Raw genomic sequence first — 20,568 nt, forward strand, 5'->3', positions numbered from 1 at the left:
CTATCGGAGAAAAGTGTCAAGCAACAAGTCGACATAGATAGAAACACGCTGGTTCATTTCGGAAAAATTTTCTGATGTCGCCGGAGCAATGAGAAACGAACGTTTGTAAGTTACTGAAAAGTAAGCGCTGCCGTCCGATGCATCGAGTTTTGGCTACGCATGGCGCCCCCGATAATTTAATGTGTCGGCGTTACTGACACGCGATACCTTGGACACTGTCGGGTAAGATCGATCGGATGATTCGAAAAGCCATAGTGGGATGCATCATGACGATTCTGACATTTAAGGCTGACGTAAGTGTCCGGAGACCCTGACAACGTGGGTGAGACTGGCACGTCGGTGCCGAATCGTCGTTTGCGGTCGAGCCGGATCGGGCTCGTCCTCGAGGGCGGCGGCGCCAAGGGTGCCTTCAGCCACGGTTTTGCCAGCGCCTGCGACAAACTGGGTATCAAGTTCGCGGCAGTGTCGGGAACGTCAGTCGGCGGGCTTGAAGCCTGGATCGTCGCGACCGGCAAGTATGACGTCGGCGACGAACTCTGGCCTTCGCTCAACTTCACGGCGATCTATGCTCCGAGACTCGCCCCTTGGAAGGCAGTCGCTGTTGCGCTGTTCTTGCTCCACGCCTTCAACCTATGGGCCAGCGGCCTTCCGCCGTCCCCCGACCGGTCGAGTCGATGGAACCATGTGCTCATCGCCTTCTTCCGGACGACAGTCTTCCTGCCGCTTGCAGCCATCTTCGTATCCGTGTCCGGGCTGTACCGCTATCCTTGGTGGATTACACCGATTATCCTGTTCCTGATCTGGTTTTCCCTATCCCCGCTCTCGGAGCTCCGAAACCGAAAACCAAATGCGGAAGACGGCCATTCCTATGGAGACGCGGACGACGACCTGAGCGGTGTTGCCTGCCAGTTGCTCGCTATGCTTAGCCTCTTCCTGATCGTCGCGACCATTGCCGCCATGGTCCGCATTGCAAACGGAACCGCTAGCGGATTTGATGTCGCAATCCTCTGCTATTTTATCGCGATTCTCGCGATGCGCATTGGCGCAAGCCAAGCAAACCTATCCGACACGCCACTGATCTCGATCATCGACAGATGCCTTGACGCTCCACCGCACATCCCCTGCTTCGTCACCACGGCTACCCAAGCCGATCGCTTTACTCCGGACAATCCGAAGGTTGAAGCCATCTCGCGCGATGTCGATGACATCCAGTACAGGGTGATCGAACGGCGCGTTTTCCTGCCCCGCTACCACGCCCTGCACCGTCTGGACAGGGACGCACGCCGAACACTTCTTCGGGCGACCGCCGCACTTCCCTTCGGTCTTGTAGGGTCAGTCAGTTACGGGAATGAGAAGTTCGTCGACGGTGGCATGGCCGACAATCTCCCGCTGCTTCCCTTGATCGATCCCGCCCACAACCTCGATCTCGATCTCATAGTTATCGTGAGACTGAAGATGCCGGCTGGTAAGGAAACGCAGGCTGCCTATGCAGAACGGGAGGCTCGGCGCATTGCGAATCTGCTGGCCCTTCCCGAGCGGGTACCGCCAGTAGGCACTTCAGGCAGCAAGGGCGATATCATCAGAAAGGCCTGCGGCGCACTGCCTTCGATCTCCACACCGGAGCTTCGGATGCCGCGGCTCATGGTCATCTGTCCGGAACAAGATCTTAAAGGCCTGCTTGATTTCGCGGAAGGGCAGCAAAAAATGAATCAGGGTCGGCAGGCAGCGGTGAAGTTCAGGGACGAGCTCACCGGACTTCACTAAGAGCAATCGAGGTTCCAGGGATGAAACACGCTCATATAGAGGTCGCGAAAGGGCTTAAGTTGGTCGTATCCGAATAGTCGGCTCATCAGTATAAAAGCTGATTGCCGTCCGAGAAAAGCCAAACAGCAACCTGACCACTCCCGCCAACATTGCGGCCATTCGCTGGCTCAGATCGGCCTGTCGAAACCTGCCCTACATTCGTTGTGAAGGGCGCTGCGGGAACGACTGGGCCTGGGACCTACCCGGCGTTCGAGAGCATAAGAACGAATGGCCGCCATCCGAGGCCACAAAGTTTCCCACGCCTGCCATCGGCGGAGTCTCCATCGCAGGGCCGGAGATATTCTGGCATTAGTCCCGACGTATGAACGATGCAGGGAGCTAGACGCTAAGCGTGAGCAGGTTTTTGAGCGGCAGCATGCGAGTTGTCAGGCCGGAGAGGGAGGCAGTCATCTGCCGCCTTCCAGCTTCCGATCGCAATCCTTTCCAGACACGTTCTGCCACTAAAGGTGGGCATCGCAAACGGTACACGCAATCGCTTATCACGTTGCTACCCTCGGATACTCGAACGACTTTGTCGGGAATATTGCGCCCAACACGAGCGACAAGAATGTCACCAGGGGCAGCTGCACGGTCAGCTTCATCAAAACTCTGACGGGGAAATGCTATCACACCGTCACGTGCAGACCTGAATGCGTCGAGATGAAAGGCGCCCGCATTCCGAGCTTCGATCGTGTTCAGTCGGCCTCGCACGACCTTCACTCCCAAATCTCCGATGGTCGTCTGAAAATCGAGGGACAATTCAGAGGACGGAAGCGAACGATCGACGTCCCACCAAGGGCGCGGGTTGCCATCACACTTAGGAATTCGGCGAAAGATAACCATTACAGTTCGAGCTTCGGTCCCAGGGAATGTCTTCGCTGGGAGCACCGCGATAGCTTCCACTATCGCACCACTAGAGATTGCTCGGCGGTTGGCGCCTGACGCCATACCAATGGCAAGCGTTTCAGGTATAATTGCAGCAACACGCCCGCCGTGCCGGACCGCTTCGAAAGCTCGCAACAAGAACAAAGTCGCGCGACACCGCGGGGTGGTGTTCGGTTTAGACGCAGACGCCGCAGCGGTTCCAGCTCTGCATCGACCATAGGGGGGATTCAGAATAGCAAGATCAAATCTCGTACGGCCCAACTGAAGCCGAGGGGCTGCGGCGTCCAGCAGATCGCATTGTACGTGGCGGTGATTTCTCGACCATGCTGTGCTGCCAATACAGACCTGAGGATCAATATCGACGGTCGTCAGCTGAATGACATCTCCCCAGCGTCTCAGGGCTGCCTTGGATAAAGAGCCATGTCCGCACCCAAGATCCACGACAGTCCGGGGACTTATGTCGACCATTGAAATGAGCGCGTCCGCTACATCGGAAGGAGTGTAAAAGCGTCCAAACTTTTTTTGAACTGGTTCCATCGTGCAAGTCCCCCGTTTCGGCACGAGTGTCGCCGAACGCGGAGGGAGGTACCAGACCTTTGTCGTCGCCCGAGCGCATCAAGGTACCGGTTGACCGCATTGTCGCTTTGATAAGCGCTAAGTGCGGTCGAGGAACTCGCTGACGGCGTAAACGAGACATTTGGCCACGCCCTTGCTTCGGCCGGCTTTGCGCCTAGCGTGATCGTACACAATTTCGGTTCGGTCCTCGTGGACTATCGAGAACAACACAGCGCCAAGGGCATGGGGTTTTGTGCCGATCAGGCCGATCCGCATGAGATCATCAGGAACGCGGCGCGCGATGCCCTCGAGCTCATAAAACAGGCTGAATGGACAATTTGATTTTGCCAAACGCAAATTGCGGATCGCTTTGTCCTGCTCCAGCCCGAGAGCGTTCAGAATGAAGGTATCCAGCGGATAATGAGGAACGAAGCCCGGAGCCCCAATGATCGGAAAGACTTTATCTTTTGCGGGATCGACATCGTTCATCATATGAAGGAGCCTTGCACCCTCAAATCCGAGCAACGGCACGAAGCACGAGTCATTCTGCCGACGATCCATCAGTTTAGCGAACAAGGGTATCGGCCTGATCCCCTCAATCCGTTCACTGAGGTCGTAGATGACACCAATCCCGGGATGGGCTGACGCGCTGTAGGTGGCCGGCTCAAGATAAACGATGCGCAAGGGGGTATGTGTCTCGAGGCAAACACGTGCTAAAGGCGCCCAAGCAGAATGGCCAAGGCCGGTCATGTCCAAGTGAATGGGCTTCGGCAATGCTGCGATAAATGCCTCAAGCGTTGCACGCCGTCGAACCGTGATGGTAGGATGGCCTGCAAAGTCAGTGCCGAAGCCACCGGGGACGTTCTCGTTTAGTTTTACGAATGTAGCGGCCGGGGATCGGGCGCGGAGTTCTTCCGCAAAGGCGCTACGCGGCTCGTCCGTGACGGAGTAAATATAACTAGAATCCGCAGGGAGGACGAGGCCTTCGGCGGGATCGTATTCAGTCGTGAAAAGAGGTAGTTCGCTAATCGCGGCCATAGAAATTCTCGAACAAGCGAAGCTGATCAGGCAGCGGCGCGTCGCCCGACCGGTCGTTTGAGCGAACAATCTCTCTTATCGTACGCTTCGGATCTCGCATGAGATTCAGAATGTCCGATGGCGAAAGCCTGATCTTGCGCATGTCACGATGACTGAACCCAAAGAAAGCCGCGAAAATAGGATGAACTGCATAATCGTAGGCTTTAAGATCTAGGTCAGTGCGCTGGCTCGACACCCTTCGTACAAGAGCCAAGTGCATCACGGCAGCGTTCAATAACTCCTCAACGCTTCCCAAGGGCTCGTCCTCTGGCAGGAAGAAACGTGTGATTTCTGGCCGTCGCAACTCTGGCTCGAGCGCCAGCATTTCGAACAGCCTGCCCAGCGACAGAACCAGTCTCGTAAGTTGCGCTCCGTGAACGCCCAGACCCTCCAGTTCTTTGACGTTCTTGCCACCGACTGAAATTGCAGCATTTGTTTGGACCAGCGGACGGATTTCTTCTCCGTTCGCTGGCTTGCCATCTTCGCGCTGGAGACGGAGCGCTTCACCGACGAGTTGGAGGAGATATCTGATATTATTTCCGGCCAGCAACGTAAACGTTTGCCAGCCTGCATAATATTTTCTGACGCCCGGACGGCTACCACGCAAGGTGAAAAGGAGCGGCACCCGGTAGTTGTGAAAGCGATCTTTCCATTCTTGTGGATGCTGCTCCCAGTCGGCGACCAAATCAGCGAGCGGCTGTTTTTGGGTCTTCGACCAATAAAGTAAGAGTGCGAGTTCAAGCGGCCGAACATCTTTAACAACCGCGACTCGCTCTGGCGCCGTGCGCTCAAGTTCATCCAACATCTCTCGCGCCTTAGCGTCGACGCCGAGTAACTTCGCCTCTTCCTCAACGGAAAGCGCTGGTAGCATTGCGTCGAGGTCCAGACCGTTTGGGAACCTCTCAATGGCCCTCAGGCTGCAAACCTCGGTTGCAAATTTTACAAACTGTTCGCCATCAAGCCGAGCATTGATGTCAATGCGCTCATAGTCTGCGGGGCTCTGTAATTGCTCGTTCTCATGAAGAGTACTACGTCGACGCCATCCGAGCTCGCGCACTCCAATTTTGAACGTGTATCCCGGGCCGCAATGCTTAACGAGTGTATTTACGATCGCCTGCTGATCGTCGAGGAGATTCTCAAATTCATCGATGATGAAAAACAGGCGCTTTCCTTTGAATTGGCGAAGCTCAAGGACACCGTTGCATAACGTTTCGATCACCACTTGCTGCATTGAAAGGCCTGGCAAGTTGTCAGGATCAATGTTGTTGACCCAAGCTTCGAAACGACGAACGCCCTGCTGGATCACTGAAGCGAGCTCGCCCTGCGTGGCGGCAGGCTCGCAAAAAAGAGACTCTGCGACGTCCTTGCATAGGGCGGGATCTAGTTGCGCTCCACCTTCAGTGACCTTGCGGTGCCACTCGAGGAATTCCACAACGCGGCCACAAAGGATGAGATTGAGATAGTGAGCGAAGAGCTTCTGCCATTGGCGTTCCGACAGCTCCTCGCCTTGAAAAGCTCGCACACTGTTGGTGTTAACCTTGTAGTAGAAGCCGAAATACGGCCAATCCTCAAGCTTCGCTCGTTCAGCGCCTTCAAGCGCATATCGGCCCTCATATGAGAGACATCGCAGCACTGTTGTTTTCCCTGTGCCTCGGCCGCCTTCCAGGACACATGGCCTTGGTGTCTCGAGTTCCGGGAAGTAGCTTGGGCGACTGAACAGTTTGAAGAGGGCGTCACTCAGCCATTCCGCTCGATAGATACCAAACAGTTCGACAAGATCCTTGCCGCCGATTGCCTCATTCATGACCGCCTCACTAAGGGCTGCCAGCCATTCGAGTCCTCAAAAAATAAAGGAAGATTAGCATCGGGCACAGAATCCTCCATCGCAATGCCCAGCCCGAGTTTGTGAAAACCCCGCCAGTCTCGCAATCCGCCATCGGACTTGGTATAACCAAGGCGGCTGCCTATCTTGCGGGCCAAGCGAATACCGGGAAGTGCGCTGCCAGTGGGCCACATGGCCGAACCGATCACGGAATAATTGTGATTGCGAGGGATCATGTTCCCGGAAACCAAGGTGACCTGCGGGGCCGAGGTCTGGATGCGGGACCGCCCATAGGCGGTCATCATCACATTGCAGTAATATGCCGGAAAACGCCCCGACATGCTTGCAAATGAGTGTTGGCCCGCATTTGCAAATCTCCGCCGCCAAGTGGAGAGGAATTGCTCACCGGAGCCGACGAAGTCGTCAACGAACACGATGGGTGCATCCGAACCGCCCGCGATTATTTCGGCGGCTTCGTTTGGGTGCTTTAGCCGACCTTCGTCGATGCCCAGCATTTGCCTCGCCTTCCTCGCGAAGCCCCAGCCGCTATCGGCCGGACTTGGTCGCTCGCCCATCACTGGGACAATGATCGCCTGCTCACAGAACTGCCGCCATATGTCCTGCTTGGCGGAAAAGGCGATGCCTGGAGCGCCTAGACCGTTGGATATGGCTTGGAACGAAGTGACAAACAGATGGTCTACCAGTTGATGAGAAATAAAGGTAAAGCGTCCAAGCATCTGAACTGCAAGGGCTCGTTCGGTAACGTCAAAATTGTCGAGCCAAGCCCGATACTCGACCTTACCTCTCGGCCACACTGCGAAGTCCACGAGCCGATCGCAGGCTTCAACGACCTGTGTTTCGTCGGCGCTGTCGATTCCCGGAGACATTCTTTAGAACTAACCGGACTGGCGGCAGAAGCAATGGATGGCTGCTCCTATTCCTCGCCGATCGACACTCGATCTAGCGGTCAGCACATCAGAACGAACTGGTTGGTCGCGCCGCCGCGAAGCTGTTAGCTCGCCTGTGGTAAGGAACGTTCAAATATCGACGTTGCTTCGCTACGTGGAGCGCCGTTTTCACGACGATCTGCCATTTCACAGCCTAGTGGACGTCCACATGGACTTTGCATCAACCGAAAAGCTGCCTTTCCGGTTCGTCCAACGAAGCCGCCATTATTCTTCCCTGTTCAGCAGTTCGATTGCTTCGGCGATTGTCATGCTCTGAACGGTGACCTCCTGGATCTGCGCAGCAAGTTCCACTGAGGCCTCTACTGAGACGTCTCGCCCCTGTCCCTCCGCAGCGAGCATGGCGGCATCCTCGAGCCTCGCGGTGAGAACAGCGAACAGTCGGCGGATACAGTCCCGTCGTTCGATATCGTGCCCGTCCTGCATGAGCACACGAAGCTGCAGGCTGCGTGGGAAGTCCATACGCAGCATTTTCGGAGCGTGCAGATTGGACTGGACTTGCTTCGCGAACAGAGCGTTGTGGGGTCCGTGAGCCGGTGGGGTTTGCCCGCCGCCCCCGCCCCGGCCGAGGATTTTCGGGGCTTCGGCTCGTGGGAACACCTGCAAGGTGCAGGTGACCCGCGAGAAGGAGTCCCGAACATGTCCAACGCCCGCAAGACCGCCGCCACGACCAAGTCAGCCACCGTCCGGAAGATGCTGCGCCGCTCGAACGGCGCCACGCTTGCCGAGATCACCACGGTGACCACGTGGCAACCGCACAGTGCCCGCGCCTTCCTCTCCGGCATCCGCAAGAAGGGTGAACCCCTGCAGCGCGATGCCCGCCGCGACGGTACAACCTGCTACAAACTCATCGAGGCGCCACAACCGCCGCAGCCAGTAGGAACTCCGCCGGCTGCACAAATTGCTGCACCCGATGCCGCTACGGAGGGCGCAGCATCGGCTGACGCTGCCACCGCAGCATGAGCCGCCTGAAGCGCCGACTTGCTGCACTCGTCGGCATGTCCCAGGCAGAACTCGTGCTGGAGTGGTCGCGCGTCTTTCGCACGGCCGCACCGGCGTTGCCTGCCGACCTGCTGCGCCTCGGCATCGCCTACGAACTGCAGAAGCGGAAGTCCGGCGGACTGTCACGTGCAACGCGCGCTGCCGTGAAGCAGCAGGCCGAGGCCCCGGCCAAGGCTTCCCTGCCCTCGCTGCGACCCGGCACATGTCTCGTGCGGACATGGCACGGCAAGACGCACAGCGTGGCGGTCGGTCATGACGGCTTCACCTGGGATGGCCGGCACTATGCCTCTCTCACCGCCATCGCCTTCGAGATCACCGGGACACGCTGGTCGGGCCCACGCTTCTTCGGGGTAAAGGGAACCGCCTGATGGCCACGCGGGTCCGCTGTGCGATCTACACGCGCAAGTCCACCGAGGACGGGCTCGAACAGGCGTTCAACAGCCTCGACGCGCAGCGTGAGGCCTGTGCCGCCTTCATCCTCAGCCAGAAGCACGAGGGCTGGACGCTCGTGCCGCACCCCTATGACGATGGCGGCTTCTCGGGCGGCAGCATGGAACGCCCCGCGCTGCAACGCCTGCTGGCGGATGTGGAGGCCGGCCGTGTCGACGTGATCGTCGTCTACAAGGTGGACCGGCTGACCCGGAGCCTTGCCGACTTTGCGAAGATCGTGGCCGTGCTCGACGGCAAGGGCGCGAGCTTCGTCAGCGTGACGCAGGCGTTCAACACCACGACCAGCATGGGACGGCTGACGCTCAATGTGCTGCTCAGCTTCGCGCAGTTCGAGCGCGAGGTGACCGGCGAGCGGATCCGTGACAAGATCGCGGCATCGAAGAAGAAGGGCCTGTGGATGGGTGGGCCCGTCCCGCTCGGCTACGAGGTCAGGGACCGGAAGCTCGTCGTGAACCCAGTCGAAGCCGCCGCTGTTCGCGACATCATGCAAAGGTATCTCAGGGCTACCTCCGCCAACATGCTGATCGAGGAACTCGAACAGGCTGGCATCCGCACCAAGGTCCAGCACCGGGTGAGCGGCCCGCATCGGGGCGGCATCCCGTTCCGGCGGGGCAGCCTCTTTCACCTGCTGAAGAATCCGGTCTATCGCGGGTTCATCGTGCACAAGAGCAACACCTATCCCGGTGAGCACGAAGCAATCGTCGACCAGGAACTCTGGAACGCGGTGCAGGACAAGCTCGCCGGGAATGCCGCGGCAAGGAAGACCAAGGTGAACATGCGGCACAATGCCCTGCTCGCCGGATTGCTGTTCGATGCAGAAGGCCGGCCGATGGTGTTCAGCCACACGGCCAAAGGACAGGTGCGGTATCGCTATTATGCATCGCGGCGGGAGCCCGATGACAAGCGTCCTGCAACGCGCGTCACGGCAGAGACCATTGAACAGGTCGTTCTGGAACAGGCTCGCAGGTGGCTGCACGCCGCGCCTCGGCATCACGCCAACAACAACGTCGAGGAACTGGTAGATGCGCTTTCCGACGACAGTCGCAGGCGCGATGCTCTGCGACGCATAACCCACACCATCACCATGGACGATGACAGGCTGGTGCTCCGGCTGCGGCAGCCGATGGTCGAAGAGAGTAGAGACATCGATGAGCATCGTGACGATATCATCTCGGAGATTACTGTTCCGTTCCGGCCAGAACGATGGGTTCGGGACAGGCGTGATGTTTACGGCGCAGCACCCGCGGCAAGCCCGGACAGAAATACCCACGCGCTTCTGAAGCTGGTGCGCAAGGCACTTGATGCGCAGGCGCTGGTGCTCGACAAGACGGCGACGTCGCTTGCGGCCATTGCCGCATCGCGGAAGATGGACCGGCGCCAACTCGGGCGGCTGGTCAAACTCTCCTGGCTATCGCCATCAATCATCGAACGCATCCACGCCGGTGATATCCCGCGCAGCCTCACGCGCTCCCGGCTTCTTGAAGCCGACCTTCCGCTCGACTGGGACGAGCAGGAGCGCGTGCTCGGCTTCTGCTGAGCGCATCTTCCCTCGCATCACCGCGGCATCACGAAAATGGCCGTGCGCGAATTTAATGCGCCGCAGAGACGCGCGGCGAAAATCGCGCGAATTATGCAGTAGAGACGCGTCTCCGAATATCGGCCGCAACACCCGGCCCCGCAAACGCCGCAGAACTGCGGCCCTCTCAGGCCGCCTACCGCGAGAACGCAAAATCTAAAGTTTTTGGAAAATGTATGGTGCGGTCGAGAAGACTCGAACTTCCACGGCCTTTCGGCCACAGCGACCTCAACGCTGCGCGTCTACCAGTTCCGCCACGACCGCACGTGAAAAGCAGGGCGCATTTGCGCTCTGCCGACTGGCAAGGCGTGGGCCTCTAGCAGGGAAAATCGCCGACCGCAACAGCGGATCCGTGAGGGCTCAACGAAAAAGGGCGACCCTTTCGGATCGCCCCCTTTTCAACTGAAAACAGATGCCGCCATCAGGCCGCGACAGCGTCCTGCTGCGCCTTTGCGCTGGCGAGCTTTTTCATGAGCACTTCCTCGATCTTGGTCTGCGCCGCAGCCTCGTCGACGCCTTCCATGGCGGCGAGTTCGCGAGCGAGACGGCCGATCGCCGCTTCGTAGATCTGGCGTTCGGAGTAGCTCTGCTCCGGCTGGTCCTCGGCGCGGTGCAGGTCGCGAACCACTTCGGCGATCGACACGAGGTCGCCCGAGTTGATCTTCGCTTCATATTCCTGTGCGCGGCGCGACCACATGGTGCGCTTCACCTTGGGCTTGCCCTTCAGCGTCGTCATCGCGTCGGCGAGCGTCGCCTGGCTCGAAAGCTTGCGCATACCCACGGCTTCGGCCTTGTTCATGGGAACGCGGAGCGTCATGCGCTCCTTATCGAAGCGCAGCACATAGAGCTCCAGTTTCGCGCCCGCGATTTCGGTCGCCTGGAGTTCAACAATCCGGCCGACGCCATGCTTCGGATAAACGACATGGTCGCCAACGCTGAAGCCAGGTGCCTTTGCTGCCATAGATTTGGTTCCTTCGTCAGATGTTCAAAGAGCGCGAACGTGCCCCCCGGACCCGGCCGGGTGCACGAAAAATTCAGATTATCCCTGCCGCGACCCTGCGTTCGGGCGGGCGGCCGGCAGGTACGACCGCGCGCGGTTGATTATACAAAGCAAGAGCGCCGTTCAGGGAGCTGAAAAGCTCGCAAAACTGCGCTCATTGAGGATTATATAACAGAAAAATGACGTCGGCGCTACGCCGAATCTGCGTCAATCAGGCGCAGGCGGCGCGAAATCAGCCCGGATTGGAAGAAAAATACTTCTCGAACTTGCCCGTTTCGCCCTTGTGGGCCTCCGCGTCTTCAGGCGCATCCTTCTTGGTCGTGATATTCGGCCACTGCGCCGAATAGGTGGAATTCAGCTCCAGCCACTGGTCAAGCCCGTCTTCGGTATCGGGCAGAATCGCTTCGGCGGGGCATTCCGGCTCGCACACGCCACAATCGATGCATTCGTTGGGATTGATGACGAGCATGTTCTCGCCCTCGTAGAAACAATCAACCGGGCAGACTTCCACACAGTCCATATACTTGCACTTGATGCAGGCCTCGGTCACCACATAGGTCATCGCGTGTCACCTTCAAAAACGGACGGCGTGTTTCCCGCGTCTGCTACACAGCGACGGTGGCCGACGTCAATCCACCACAGTCCGGCGTGAGATCGGTGTAGAGCTGGCGCGCCTCCACATAGGGCCCGCGCCGTTCGGCGAGCGCTTCCACCCGCACGATATGCACCTCTCCGCCGCGCGTGTAGCTGAGGACCGCGCCAGGCCGCACACGCGCCGAGGCGCGGTCGATGACGCGACCGTCCATGCGAAGGCGGCGGCTTTCGCATAGGTTTTGCGCTTCACTGCGGGACTGGGTGCAGCGTGCGTACCAGAGCCATTTGTCGAGACGAAGCGCGGGTCCGAATACCAAGGGCATCATCCTTTCTTCATGCAGGCAAGAACGGCGAAGGGCGAATGTCTTTGCGGTGCGGCGCGGGGCGCGGGGCGTGTCGCCGGCACCCCCCGCCATGCGAAGGTGGTACGATCTTCCTGCTGCACGCTGCGGTAGCCGAGCGCGCGCATCAGCTGGCTGAAGCTCTTCTGCGAAAGGCCGAGACTTTGCATCCAGAGCGCATCGGGCACGAAGGGCGCGGAGCCGCGGCGCTGCTTGTGCATCGCCTTCACCAGGCGCTCGACCATGTCGACGCGAACGGCGTCGGTGACGATCGGCCAGAACCCGGCGACCTCATAGAAAGCGCGGGGTGCATTCTCGTCGATAGCCACGGAGACGCGTCCTGGTGCGGGCGGCGATGGAGCGGATTCAAGGCCTTGGGCAACGGCCCAAAGCGCAAGGCGCCAGCGCGTCGGCTCGGGACGGAGGAGATCGGGGAAGTAGACGTGGGTGGCGCCGACCCGGACACCGCTTCTGTAGAGGAGAGCGTTGTCGGCCTCGCCGAGGTCGGAGAGGAGCGGAAGCGTGGGCGCGCGCGCGAGACAACCGAGACCCTGCGTCAACTGGACGACGAGGCCGCGGAGCGCCGGGGAGGCGTCTTGGTCGACGCGGACTTTGAGCTTCAGGAGTGGGCCGAGATGGCGCTCGACACGCCCGGCGAACCACGTTTCAAGCCGGGCACGCACAGCGCCGCGCGAGGCGGGATCGATATCCGCGAGACTACGATCGAGCCGCACACGCGGGCTGAGCGGATCGGGGCCGCGCGAGAGATACCCGACGCGCGCGCCGTTCCAAAGGATGCGCGGCGGCAGCGACCCATTGAATTCGAGCGCGAGCGCCGCGTCCTCACAAGTCGCGAGCAGACCTGCGCGGCGCACCAGCTCGCCCGCAAGGCGGCGTTCCGCAGCGGCAAGCAACCGACGCTTTTCGCCCGCCCGCGCAGCCGGATCGGTTTCAAAACGGAAGCCGGTCAAACGTCCGATCGCCTCGCCGCCCACGACAACGGCGCCGTCCTCGTCGATCTCGGTGGGCAGCAGATGGCCGCGCGCCGAAAGCTCGCGCATCAGCACCGAGGTGCGGCGATCGACGAAGCGCTGCGTCAGCCGCTGGTGGAGCGCATCCGAAAGCCGATCCTCGATCTCGCGCGAACGCTGCGTCCAGGCCTGCGGATCGACGAGCCAATCCGGCCGGTGCGCCGCGAACGTCCACGTGCGTGCCGCCGCGATGCGGTTCGCCAGCATCTCGATATCGCCCTGCACATCATCGAGCCGCGCCAGCTCGGCCGCGACCCAATCCGTAGGAATCCGCCCCGTGCCCTCGGTGAGATATCCAAAGATGCGCGCGATGAAGCGGGCGTGCGTATCCGGCCCGGTCTTGCGGTAATCCGGGAGGCCGCACACGGCCCACAGCCGCTGCAGCCGCGCCGGGCTGTTCGCACGCTCGATGATCCAGTCTTCGCGAGCAAGGCGCTTCAGCACCTGGAAATCGACCTCGTCGTCGGACCGCGTGAGCCGTGCGTGCTCCGGCCGCACGCCGAGCGAGGCGATGAGCCGCCCGAGCGAGCCGAAATCGAGCCGCGCGTTGCGCCACACCAGCCGGTCGAGCGCCGGGAACGTGTGCGCCTCGATCGCCTCCACCTCGCTCGCCTCGAACGCCGGCCCGTCGTCATCGGCCACCGCAAGCGGCCCGAAGCTGCCGTCGGTCTGATAGCGCCCGGCTCGGCCGGCGATCTGCGCCATTTCGGCGGGCCGCAGCCGCCGCACGCGCTTACCGTCGAACTTGGTGAGCGCGGCAAAGGCGACGTGCGCGATATCCATGTTGAGGCCCATGCCGATGGCGTCGGTCGCCACCAGATAATCGACCTCTCCGGACTGATAGAGTTCCACCTGCGCATTGCGCGTGCGCGGCGACAGCCCGCCCATCACCACCGCCGCGCCGCCCTTCTGGCGGCGGATCATCTCGGCGAGGCCGTAGACATCCTCCGCGCTGAACGCGACGACCGCGCTGCGCTTGGGCAGGCGCGAGAGCTTTTTCGGTCCGACGTGGCTCAGCGTCGAGAACCGCGGCCGGCCGACGATTTCAGCGTCGGGCAGCAGTGCGCGCACGATCGGCCGGATCGTGTCCGACCCCAGGATCATCGTTTCGTCGCGGCCGCGCACATGGAGCAGGCGATCGGTGAACACGTGTCCGCGCTCGGGGTCCGCGCCGAGCTGCGCCTCGTCGAGCGCCACGAAGGCGACATCCTTGCCCACCGGCATCGATTCGGCCGTGCACAGGAAATAGCGCGCGCCATCGGGAACGATCTTTTCCTCGCCGGTGACGAGAGCGACCTGCGCTGCGCCCTTGATCTGCACCACCCGGTCGTAAACCTCGCGCGCGAGCAAGCGCAGCGGAAAGCCGATCATGCCGCTGGAATGGGCGCACATACGGGTGACGGCGAGGTGGGTCTTGCCCGTGTTGGTGGGCCCGAGAACGGCAGTGACGGAGCGGTCAGTGCCGCTCATGGACACGCTTCCTGACCAGGCTCTTCAGGCGAAGGTTTCGGTGCATTGCACTCACGAAACAGCACATCTCCCTAAAACACAACATATGGTGTCACTGATCCCTACGACACGCAAGCGACGAAACGATGAAACGAATCGTTTCGTGTGCGTCCAACGGCTCGCCGCTTGAATCCTGTCGTTTCATCGCAGCCACGCCGCTTAACTCCCCGTGTTAAATTGACATTAAGCACCCTGAACGACACTTTGCGGCTCGCGGGGAACGGTCGATTTTCGGCCAATTCCAAATTGATGGGTCGCACGCAGATAGGTTGCCAGCGTCAAGGGTAACATCTGCGTTGAAAATTTGAGGCGGGGGCTTCGTGTTTCAACCCACCACACGCGCTTTTGAAGGCGCTACATTCTCCATCCCGGCGCCTTCGGCGCAGGGTCCCTTTGCGTCTGCAAAGCCTGCCGCGCGCCTGGCCGGTATGCGCGGGGCCGACATTGTCGTGGATCTCGGCGCAGATATCGGCTCGAAGCGCTGGTGGCGCGGCATGGGCACACTCGGCGCGATGCTTGGTGTTGCGGCGACCATTGCGCTGAACCCGGCACCGCTCGTTCAGCCTGTTCAGCCCGAACTCGCGCCCACGCAGCTTGCAGCGCTTGAGACCGTTTCCGTCGCCCCGCTCGCGCAGACGCCGCAGGGCCTCGCCTTTCACCAGCCCACATCCCGCGTCACCGCGCTCGCCGAGCCGCCGGAGCGCCCGCGCATCGAAGTCACCGCGCGCCTGCGCGATGTGGACAGCTTCAACGGCGCTCTGCGCCGTGCCGGCGTTTCCGCAGCGGATATCGCCAACGTGTCGCTGCTCGTTGCCGGCCATACGGACGTGAAATCGCTGAAGCCCGGCGCCACGATCGATCTCGTGCTCGGCCGCCGCAGCGACAAGTCGCAGCCGCGCCCGCTCGAATCACTCGCCTTCCGCGCCGCGTTCGACCTGCGCCTCGAAGTGAACCGCAGCCAGGCCGGTGACCTGATCGTGACGCGCGACGAGATCGCGGTCGACGACAGCCCGCTCGTCGTTGCGGGTGATGTCGGCGGCAGCCTCTACCAGTCCGCGCGCGCGTTCGGCCTGCCGAGCCGCGTCGTCGCGAGCTACATCAAGGCGCTGAGCCCCAAGGTGAACTTCCAGCGGGACGTCAGCTCGCGCGACAGCTTCCAGATGGTCGTCGAGCACCGCCGCGCCGAAACCGGCGAGACCGAAACCGGAAACCTCATTTACGCGAAGCTCGGCGGCAAGCGCGATGTCGAGTTGCTGCGCTGGGTTCACAACGGCCGCACCAAGTTCTTCCTCGCCGACGGCTCCTCGGCCGTTGAGGGCATGATCAAGTCGCCGGTGGCGGGCGCGCGTTTCAGCTCCGGCTTCGGCACGCGCTTCCACCCGATCCTGAAGCGTGCGCGAATGCACGCGGGCGTCGATTTTGCGGCGCGTAGCGGCACGCCGGTGATGTCCACCGCGCCGGGCACGGTGATCTTCGCTGGCCGCAACGGCGGCTACGGCAACCAGGTCCAGGTGCGCCACGCGAACGGCATCGTCACCACCTACAGCCACCTTTCGCGCATTGCATCGCGCAGCGGCCAGCGCGTCGGCGCGGGCGACGTGATCGGCAATGTCGGCTCAACCGGGCTTTCGACCGGCCCGCACCTCCACTACGAAGTCCACGTCGCCGGTCGCCCCGTGAACCCGCGCTCCGCCAAGCTGCCGATCCAGGAGCAGCTGGAAGGCCAGGAACTCGCCCGCTTCAAGGCCGAGCTGCAGCGTATGCGGCAGATGAAGCCGATCGCAGTGAGCCACGACGCGTAAAGGCGCGTAACCCCCGGCGCTTGCCTACAACGCCAACCGCATGAAGACCGTACCGGCAACGGGTGTACGGTAGTAGGCCTCCGCGACTTCGAACCCATAGCCGAGATAGAGACGCTGCGCGGCCAGCATCGTGGGCAGCGTATCCAGCCACATTTCACGATACCCTCGCGAACGTGCCGCCTCGACAAGCCGGTCGATGAGCGCGCGCGCCGCGCCGGTGCCCCGCGCTTCCGGACGCACGTAAAGCCGCTTCATCTCGCAGCGCCCCGATTGCCGCATGGCGCGCAGCGCGGCGCACGCCGCAGGACACCCTTCCGGCGTCACCGCAAGAAGAAGTTCACCGCCCGGCGGAGCATACTGGCCGGGCAAGTTCGCGAGTTCGGCGGCGAAATCCTGATAGGCAAGATCGATAGCAAGCGAAGCGGCATATTCGCGAAACAAGAGCCGGACCGCATCGAGCGCATCCGCGTTGCGCGCAGGCGCGATGTCGAGCGGCATCGTCACGGCCTTCGCCGGGGTGACGGTGTGGGCTTCGTCACCGCGACCAGCGGGCGAAGATCGCTGTCGGCAGGAGTAACCCCCGCGCTTCCTCTCGGATCGTCATTTCGCCCGCCTGCACACTGCCGCCGAGCGAACGCGTCACCTCTTCGGTGAGGTTGGCGATGGCGATGGCGGACAGGCGGACGGCGTAGGCGGTGAGGACGAGGAATTTCGAGCGGTCGTCCAGCAGCGCGGCACAGGCGCTCATCAGCGCGGCAAGTTTCTCGTCCAGTTCCCACACCTCGCCCTTGGGGCCGCGTCCGTATTTCGGCGGATCGAGGATGATGCCCGCATAGCGCCGGCCGCGTCGCACCTCGCGCTCCACGAACTTCAGCGCGTCGTCGATGATCCAGCGAATGGGCGCATCGCCGAGGCCGGAGAGCTTCTGGTTTTCGACCGCCGCGCCGACCGCCTTTTTCGACGCATCGACATGCGTGACACGCGCGCCCTTCGCGGCCATCACGAGGCTGGCGACCCCAGTGTAGCCGAAGAGGTTCAGCACCTCGTCGCCCGGCGCGATGCGGTCCGCGATCCAGTCCCACTGCGGCGCCATGTCCGGGAAGAAGGCGAGGTGGCGGAAGGGCGTGTTCGAAGCCCAGAACTTCACGCCGCCGCGCGCAAGCGGCCAGCTTGGCGGAACCTTCGGCGAGAGCGTCCAGCGTCCGCCGCCTTCGGCATCCGATCCGCCGACGAACTCGCCGTCAGCGCGCCAGTCCGATGTGGCCGGTGCCCACATCGCCTGCGGTTCCGGGCGGATGAAGCGCCACGGGCCATAACGTTCGAGCTTGCGGCCGTGGCCGCTGTCGACGAGGCCGAAATCGGCCCAGGGTTCGGTGACGAGCGTTTCGAGCGCCATCAGGCCGCGAGCGCCTTCTCGGCCGCCCCCACGGAGGCGCGCGCCGATGGCCCGGCGAGCATCGCAGCTCCGGCGGCGCGGGCATCTTCAAGCGTCACCGCATCGATTTCCGCCACAACGTCGGAGGGCTCGACGAGACGGCCGTAAAGCGCGAGCTGACGGGCGACATAGCTCGCCTGCCCCTCCGTGCTTTCGAGGTTCATCAGCAGCCCCGCCTTCACCAGCGCGCGGGCGCGCGCCAGCTCGGCGGGCGCGAGATCCGTCACGGCGCGGGCGAGTTCCTCGCGCACGAGTGCCATCGCCGCCGCCGCCTCGCGCCGTTCGGTGGCGAGATACACGTAGAACAGGCCCGCATCATCGAACGCCTGCACGGCCGCATAGATGCTGTACGCGAGCCCCCGCTCCTCGCGCACTGACTGGAACAGACGCGAAGACATGCCGCCGCCCACCGCCTCCGCGAACAGCCGCGCCGCGAAATAATCGGGCGCGAGCGCGCGCGGCGCAGCGAAACCGAGCGCGAGATGCGCCTGCTCGAAGCGGCGCGGGTCCGCCGAAAGCCCGCCGACGAAGGTCGCGGGCTCGGGAAGCGTGGGCTCGGCGTGGACGAGATCGCCGAAGCGCACGGCGGCGAGATCGACGAGCATGTCATGATCGACCTTCCCCGCCGCGACGAGGATCAGCCCGTCCGGCCGGTAACGCTCTTGCCAGCCCACGAGGTCCGCGCGCGCTAGGCCGCCGACGCTCGCCTCGTCGCCGAGGATCGAGCGGCCGAGCGGCTGGCCCGGAAACGCAACCGACTGAAGATTATCGAAAATAATGTCGCCCGGCGTGTCGCGCGCCTCGCCGAGTTCCTGAAGCACGACGCGCTTTTCGCGTTCGAGCTCCTCGTCGTCGAAATGCGGTAGGCGCACGAGATCGGCAATGATGCCGGTGCCGAGCGCGAGGTCATCCGCAAGCAGGCGGGCGGAGAACACGGTCGTCTCGCGGCTCGTCGCGGCGTTGAGTTCGCCGCCGACATCCTCGATCGCCTCGGCAATGGCGCGTGCGCTACGTCCGCCCGCACCCTTGAACACCATGTGCTCGAAAAGGTGCGCGAGGCCGTTTTCCCGCGCGCGCTCGTGGCGCGAACCAATGTCCGCGAACAGGCCCACCGACACCGTCTCGACGCTCGGCATCTCGCGCGTCGCCACGCGAAGCCCGTTCGCGAGCGTCGAGAGGCGCATCATCTGGGCGTGGCCCTCGCCGTGACGAAATCGCGGACGGCGGCATAATCGCCGGGGAGCGACGTGAAGCTCTCCTCGCGGTCGAAAAGGCCGGAGAGGCGCGCAGGCAGCACGGGGCGCACGCCGGTCGCGCGCTCCACGGCATCGCGGAACTTCGCGGGGTGCGCGGTTGCGAGCGTGACGACAGGGATCGCGGGATCGATATCAGCCGCACGCGCGGCGGCAAGGCCGATCGCCGTGTGCGGATCGATGACGTTGCCGGCCTTTTCAGACGCCCAGCGCAGCGTGAGCGCCATCTCGTCCTCGTCCACGCGGCAGCTGGTGAAAAGCTCGGCGGCGCGCGCGCGCATGTCGGCGGGGATTTCGAGCACCTTCGAGGCGTCGAACGCGTGCATCATCGCGGTGAGCTTCGCGCCGTCGCGGCCGGCGAGATCGAACAGCAGGCGTTCGAAATTGCTGGAGACCTGGATGTCCATCGAGGGCGCCGCCGTGGGTGTCACCGTACCGGCGGAATAGTCGCCCGCCGAGAGCGCCCGGTGCAGAATGTCATTGATGTTGGTCGCCACGATCAGCCGCGCCACCGGAAGCCCCATGCGCGCCGCGACATAGCCCGCGAACACGTCGCCGAAATTGCCCGTCGGCACCGAGAACGCAACCTCGCGGTGCGGCGCGCCGAGGCGGACGGCAGCGTAGAAATAATAGACGACCTGCGCCATCAGGCGCGCCCAGTTGATCGAATTGACCGCGCTGATCTCGAAGCGGCTCGTGACATCCGTGTCGCCGAACATGCGCTTCACCATCGCCTGCGCGTCGTCGAATGTGCCGGAAATCGCGATGTTGTGGATGTTGGGCGCCATCACGGTGGTCATCTGGCAGCGCTGGACGTCGCTGACGCGGCCTTCCGGGTGCAGCATGAACACATCGACATGCTCGCGGCCCGCCAGCGCCTGGATCGCGGCGGAACCGGTGTCGCCCGAGGTGGCGCCCACGATCGTGAGGTGCCGCCCTGCGCCTTTCAGGAAATGCTCGAACAGCAGGCCGAGAAACTGGAGCGCGACGTCCTTGAACGCCAGCGTCGGGCCATGGAACAGCTCGAGCAGGAAATGGCGCGCATCGAGCTGCACGAGCGGCGTCACCGCGGCGTGATCGAAACTCGCATAGGCTTCGTCGATCAGGCGCTTCAGATCCGCGTCGGCGATAGAATCGCCGGTAAAGCGGCGGCAGATCGCGAAGGCCGTGTCAGCGTAGCTGAGGCCGGAGAGCGCGGCGATCTCGTCTTTCGACAGAACCGGCCATTCTTCGGGCACGTAAAGGCCGCCGTCCGACGCGAGACCGGCGAGCGTGACGCCCCGAAAATCGAGTGCGGGTGCTCCCCCGCGCGTGCTGATGTACCGCATAACCGCGCGGACTTATCGGGAAGCGGAGGGCATCGCAACATATAGCGCACAATCCGACGCTATTCCCGATCTTCATGGGCCAGAAAACAGAAAATATGGGCACGCGCCGGAACGCGGCTTTCATACACGCCAGAGAGGAG

The 20,568-nt window shown here is 62.2% G+C and carries 17 protein-coding genes and 1 tRNA gene; 5 read left to right on the top strand and 13 right to left on the bottom strand.

Features of this window, described 5'->3' with window-relative positions:
* The first annotated feature begins 318 nt into the window (after nt 1-318).
* On the top strand, nt 319-1,764 hold the full coding sequence (locus AAC014_RS07780) for a patatin-like phospholipase family protein (protein ID WP_339706469.1): 1,446 nt from the start codon (nt 319-321) through the stop codon (nt 1,762-1,764).
* A gap of 1,578 nt (nt 1,765-3,342) precedes the next feature.
* On the opposite strand, the gene AAC014_RS07785 is transcribed toward AAC014_RS07780, so the two are convergent.
* The 4 genes from AAC014_RS07785 to AAC014_RS07800 form a co-directional block, all read right to left on the bottom strand.
* Entirely contained in the window at nt 3,343-4,281 is a 939-nt protein-coding gene (locus AAC014_RS07785; RefSeq protein WP_339706471.1) for a hypothetical protein, read from the bottom strand.
* The gene (locus AAC014_RS07790) at nt 4,268-6,124 is read right to left on the bottom strand and encodes a hypothetical protein (RefSeq protein WP_339706474.1); all 1,857 of its coding nucleotides are present in this window, start codon (nt 6,122-6,124) and stop codon (nt 4,268-4,270) included. The genes AAC014_RS07785 and AAC014_RS07790 overlap by 14 nt, the downstream gene beginning before the upstream one ends.
* Nucleotides 6,121-7,029, bottom strand: a complete 909-nt coding sequence (locus AAC014_RS07795) for a hypothetical protein (protein ID WP_339706477.1) — start codon at nt 7,027-7,029, stop codon at nt 6,121-6,123. The genes AAC014_RS07790 and AAC014_RS07795 overlap by 4 nt, the downstream gene beginning before the upstream one ends.
* 285 nt (nt 7,030-7,314) lie before the next feature.
* The gene (locus AAC014_RS07800; RefSeq protein ID WP_339706479.1) at nt 7,315-7,578 is read right to left on the bottom strand and encodes a hypothetical protein; all 264 of its coding nucleotides are present in this window, start codon (nt 7,576-7,578) and stop codon (nt 7,315-7,317) included.
* A gap of 168 nt (nt 7,579-7,746) precedes the next feature.
* On the opposite strand from AAC014_RS07800, the gene AAC014_RS07805 reads away from it, so the two are divergent.
* From AAC014_RS07805 to AAC014_RS07815, 3 genes are read left to right on the top strand one after another with little or no spacing between them, the layout of a single operon-like run.
* Nucleotides 7,747-8,070, top strand: coding sequence for a DUF3489 domain-containing protein (locus AAC014_RS07805; protein ID WP_339706482.1), 324 nt, complete (start codon nt 7,747-7,749; stop codon nt 8,068-8,070).
* Nucleotides 8,067-8,477, top strand: a complete 411-nt coding sequence (locus AAC014_RS07810; protein WP_339706485.1) for a DUF2924 domain-containing protein — start codon at nt 8,067-8,069, stop codon at nt 8,475-8,477. The genes AAC014_RS07805 and AAC014_RS07810 overlap by 4 nt, the downstream gene beginning before the upstream one ends.
* On the top strand, nt 8,477-10,096 hold the full coding sequence (locus tag AAC014_RS07815; RefSeq protein ID WP_339706488.1) for a recombinase family protein: 1,620 nt from the start codon (nt 8,477-8,479) through the stop codon (nt 10,094-10,096). Before AAC014_RS07810 ends, AAC014_RS07815 begins: the two co-directional genes overlap by 1 nt.
* Nucleotides 10,097-10,312: 216 nt before the next feature.
* On the opposite strand, the gene AAC014_RS07820 is transcribed toward AAC014_RS07815, so the two are convergent.
* The 5 genes from AAC014_RS07820 to AAC014_RS07840 all read right to left on the bottom strand — a co-directional run bounded on the left by AAC014_RS07820 (nt 10,313) and on the right by AAC014_RS07840 (nt 14,571).
* Nucleotides 10,313-10,399, bottom strand: a tRNA-Leu gene (locus AAC014_RS07820).
* A gap of 157 nt (nt 10,400-10,556) precedes the next feature.
* Nucleotides 10,557-11,096, bottom strand: a complete 540-nt coding sequence (locus AAC014_RS07825; protein WP_339706491.1) for a CarD family transcriptional regulator — start codon at nt 11,094-11,096, stop codon at nt 10,557-10,559.
* Nucleotides 11,097-11,367: 271 nt separating this feature from the next.
* A complete protein-coding gene (gene fdxA / locus AAC014_RS07830; RefSeq protein ID WP_339706494.1) occupies nt 11,368-11,697 on the bottom strand; it encodes a ferredoxin FdxA in 330 nt (109 codons plus the stop codon).
* A gap of 43 nt (nt 11,698-11,740) precedes the next feature.
* Entirely contained in the window at nt 11,741-12,145 is a 405-nt protein-coding gene (locus AAC014_RS07835) for a S4 domain-containing protein (protein ID WP_339706497.1), read from the bottom strand.
* Nucleotides 12,052-14,571, bottom strand: coding sequence for a helicase-related protein (locus tag AAC014_RS07840; RefSeq protein ID WP_339706499.1), 2,520 nt, complete (start codon nt 14,569-14,571; stop codon nt 12,052-12,054). Before AAC014_RS07840 ends, AAC014_RS07835 begins: the two co-directional genes overlap by 94 nt.
* Before the next feature lie 359 nt (nt 14,572-14,930).
* On the opposite strand from AAC014_RS07840, the gene AAC014_RS07845 reads away from it, so the two are divergent.
* The gene (locus AAC014_RS07845; RefSeq protein WP_339706501.1) at nt 14,931-16,412 is read left to right on the top strand and encodes a peptidoglycan DD-metalloendopeptidase family protein; all 1,482 of its coding nucleotides are present in this window, start codon (nt 14,931-14,933) and stop codon (nt 16,410-16,412) included.
* Between the two features lie 24 nt (nt 16,413-16,436).
* On the opposite strand, the gene AAC014_RS07850 is transcribed toward AAC014_RS07845, so the two are convergent.
* The 4 genes from AAC014_RS07850 to thrC are packed head-to-tail and all read right to left on the bottom strand — an operon-like array spanning nt 16,437 to nt 20,428.
* Nucleotides 16,437-16,910 carry a GNAT family N-acetyltransferase gene (locus tag AAC014_RS07850; RefSeq protein WP_339706614.1) on the bottom strand — a complete coding sequence of 158 codons (474 nt, stop codon included), beginning with the start codon at nt 16,908-16,910 and terminating at the stop codon, nt 16,437-16,439.
* Between the two features lie 37 nt (nt 16,911-16,947).
* On the bottom strand, nt 16,948-17,808 hold the full coding sequence (locus AAC014_RS07855; protein ID WP_339706503.1) for a class I SAM-dependent methyltransferase: 861 nt from the start codon (nt 17,806-17,808) through the stop codon (nt 16,948-16,950).
* A complete protein-coding gene (locus AAC014_RS07860; RefSeq protein WP_339706506.1) occupies nt 17,808-19,034 on the bottom strand; it encodes a pitrilysin family protein in 1,227 nt (408 codons plus the stop codon). The genes AAC014_RS07855 and AAC014_RS07860 overlap by 1 nt, the downstream gene beginning before the upstream one ends.
* Entirely contained in the window at nt 19,031-20,428 is a 1,398-nt protein-coding gene (gene thrC / locus AAC014_RS07865; RefSeq protein WP_339706509.1) for a threonine synthase, read from the bottom strand. Before thrC ends, AAC014_RS07860 begins: the two co-directional genes overlap by 4 nt.
* Between the last annotated feature and the right edge of the window lie 140 nt (nt 20,429-20,568).

This window comes from uncultured Sphingosinicella sp. (assembly GCF_963974575.1).
Classification (GTDB): Bacteria; Pseudomonadota; Alphaproteobacteria; order Sphingomonadales; family Sphingomonadaceae; genus Sphingosinicella.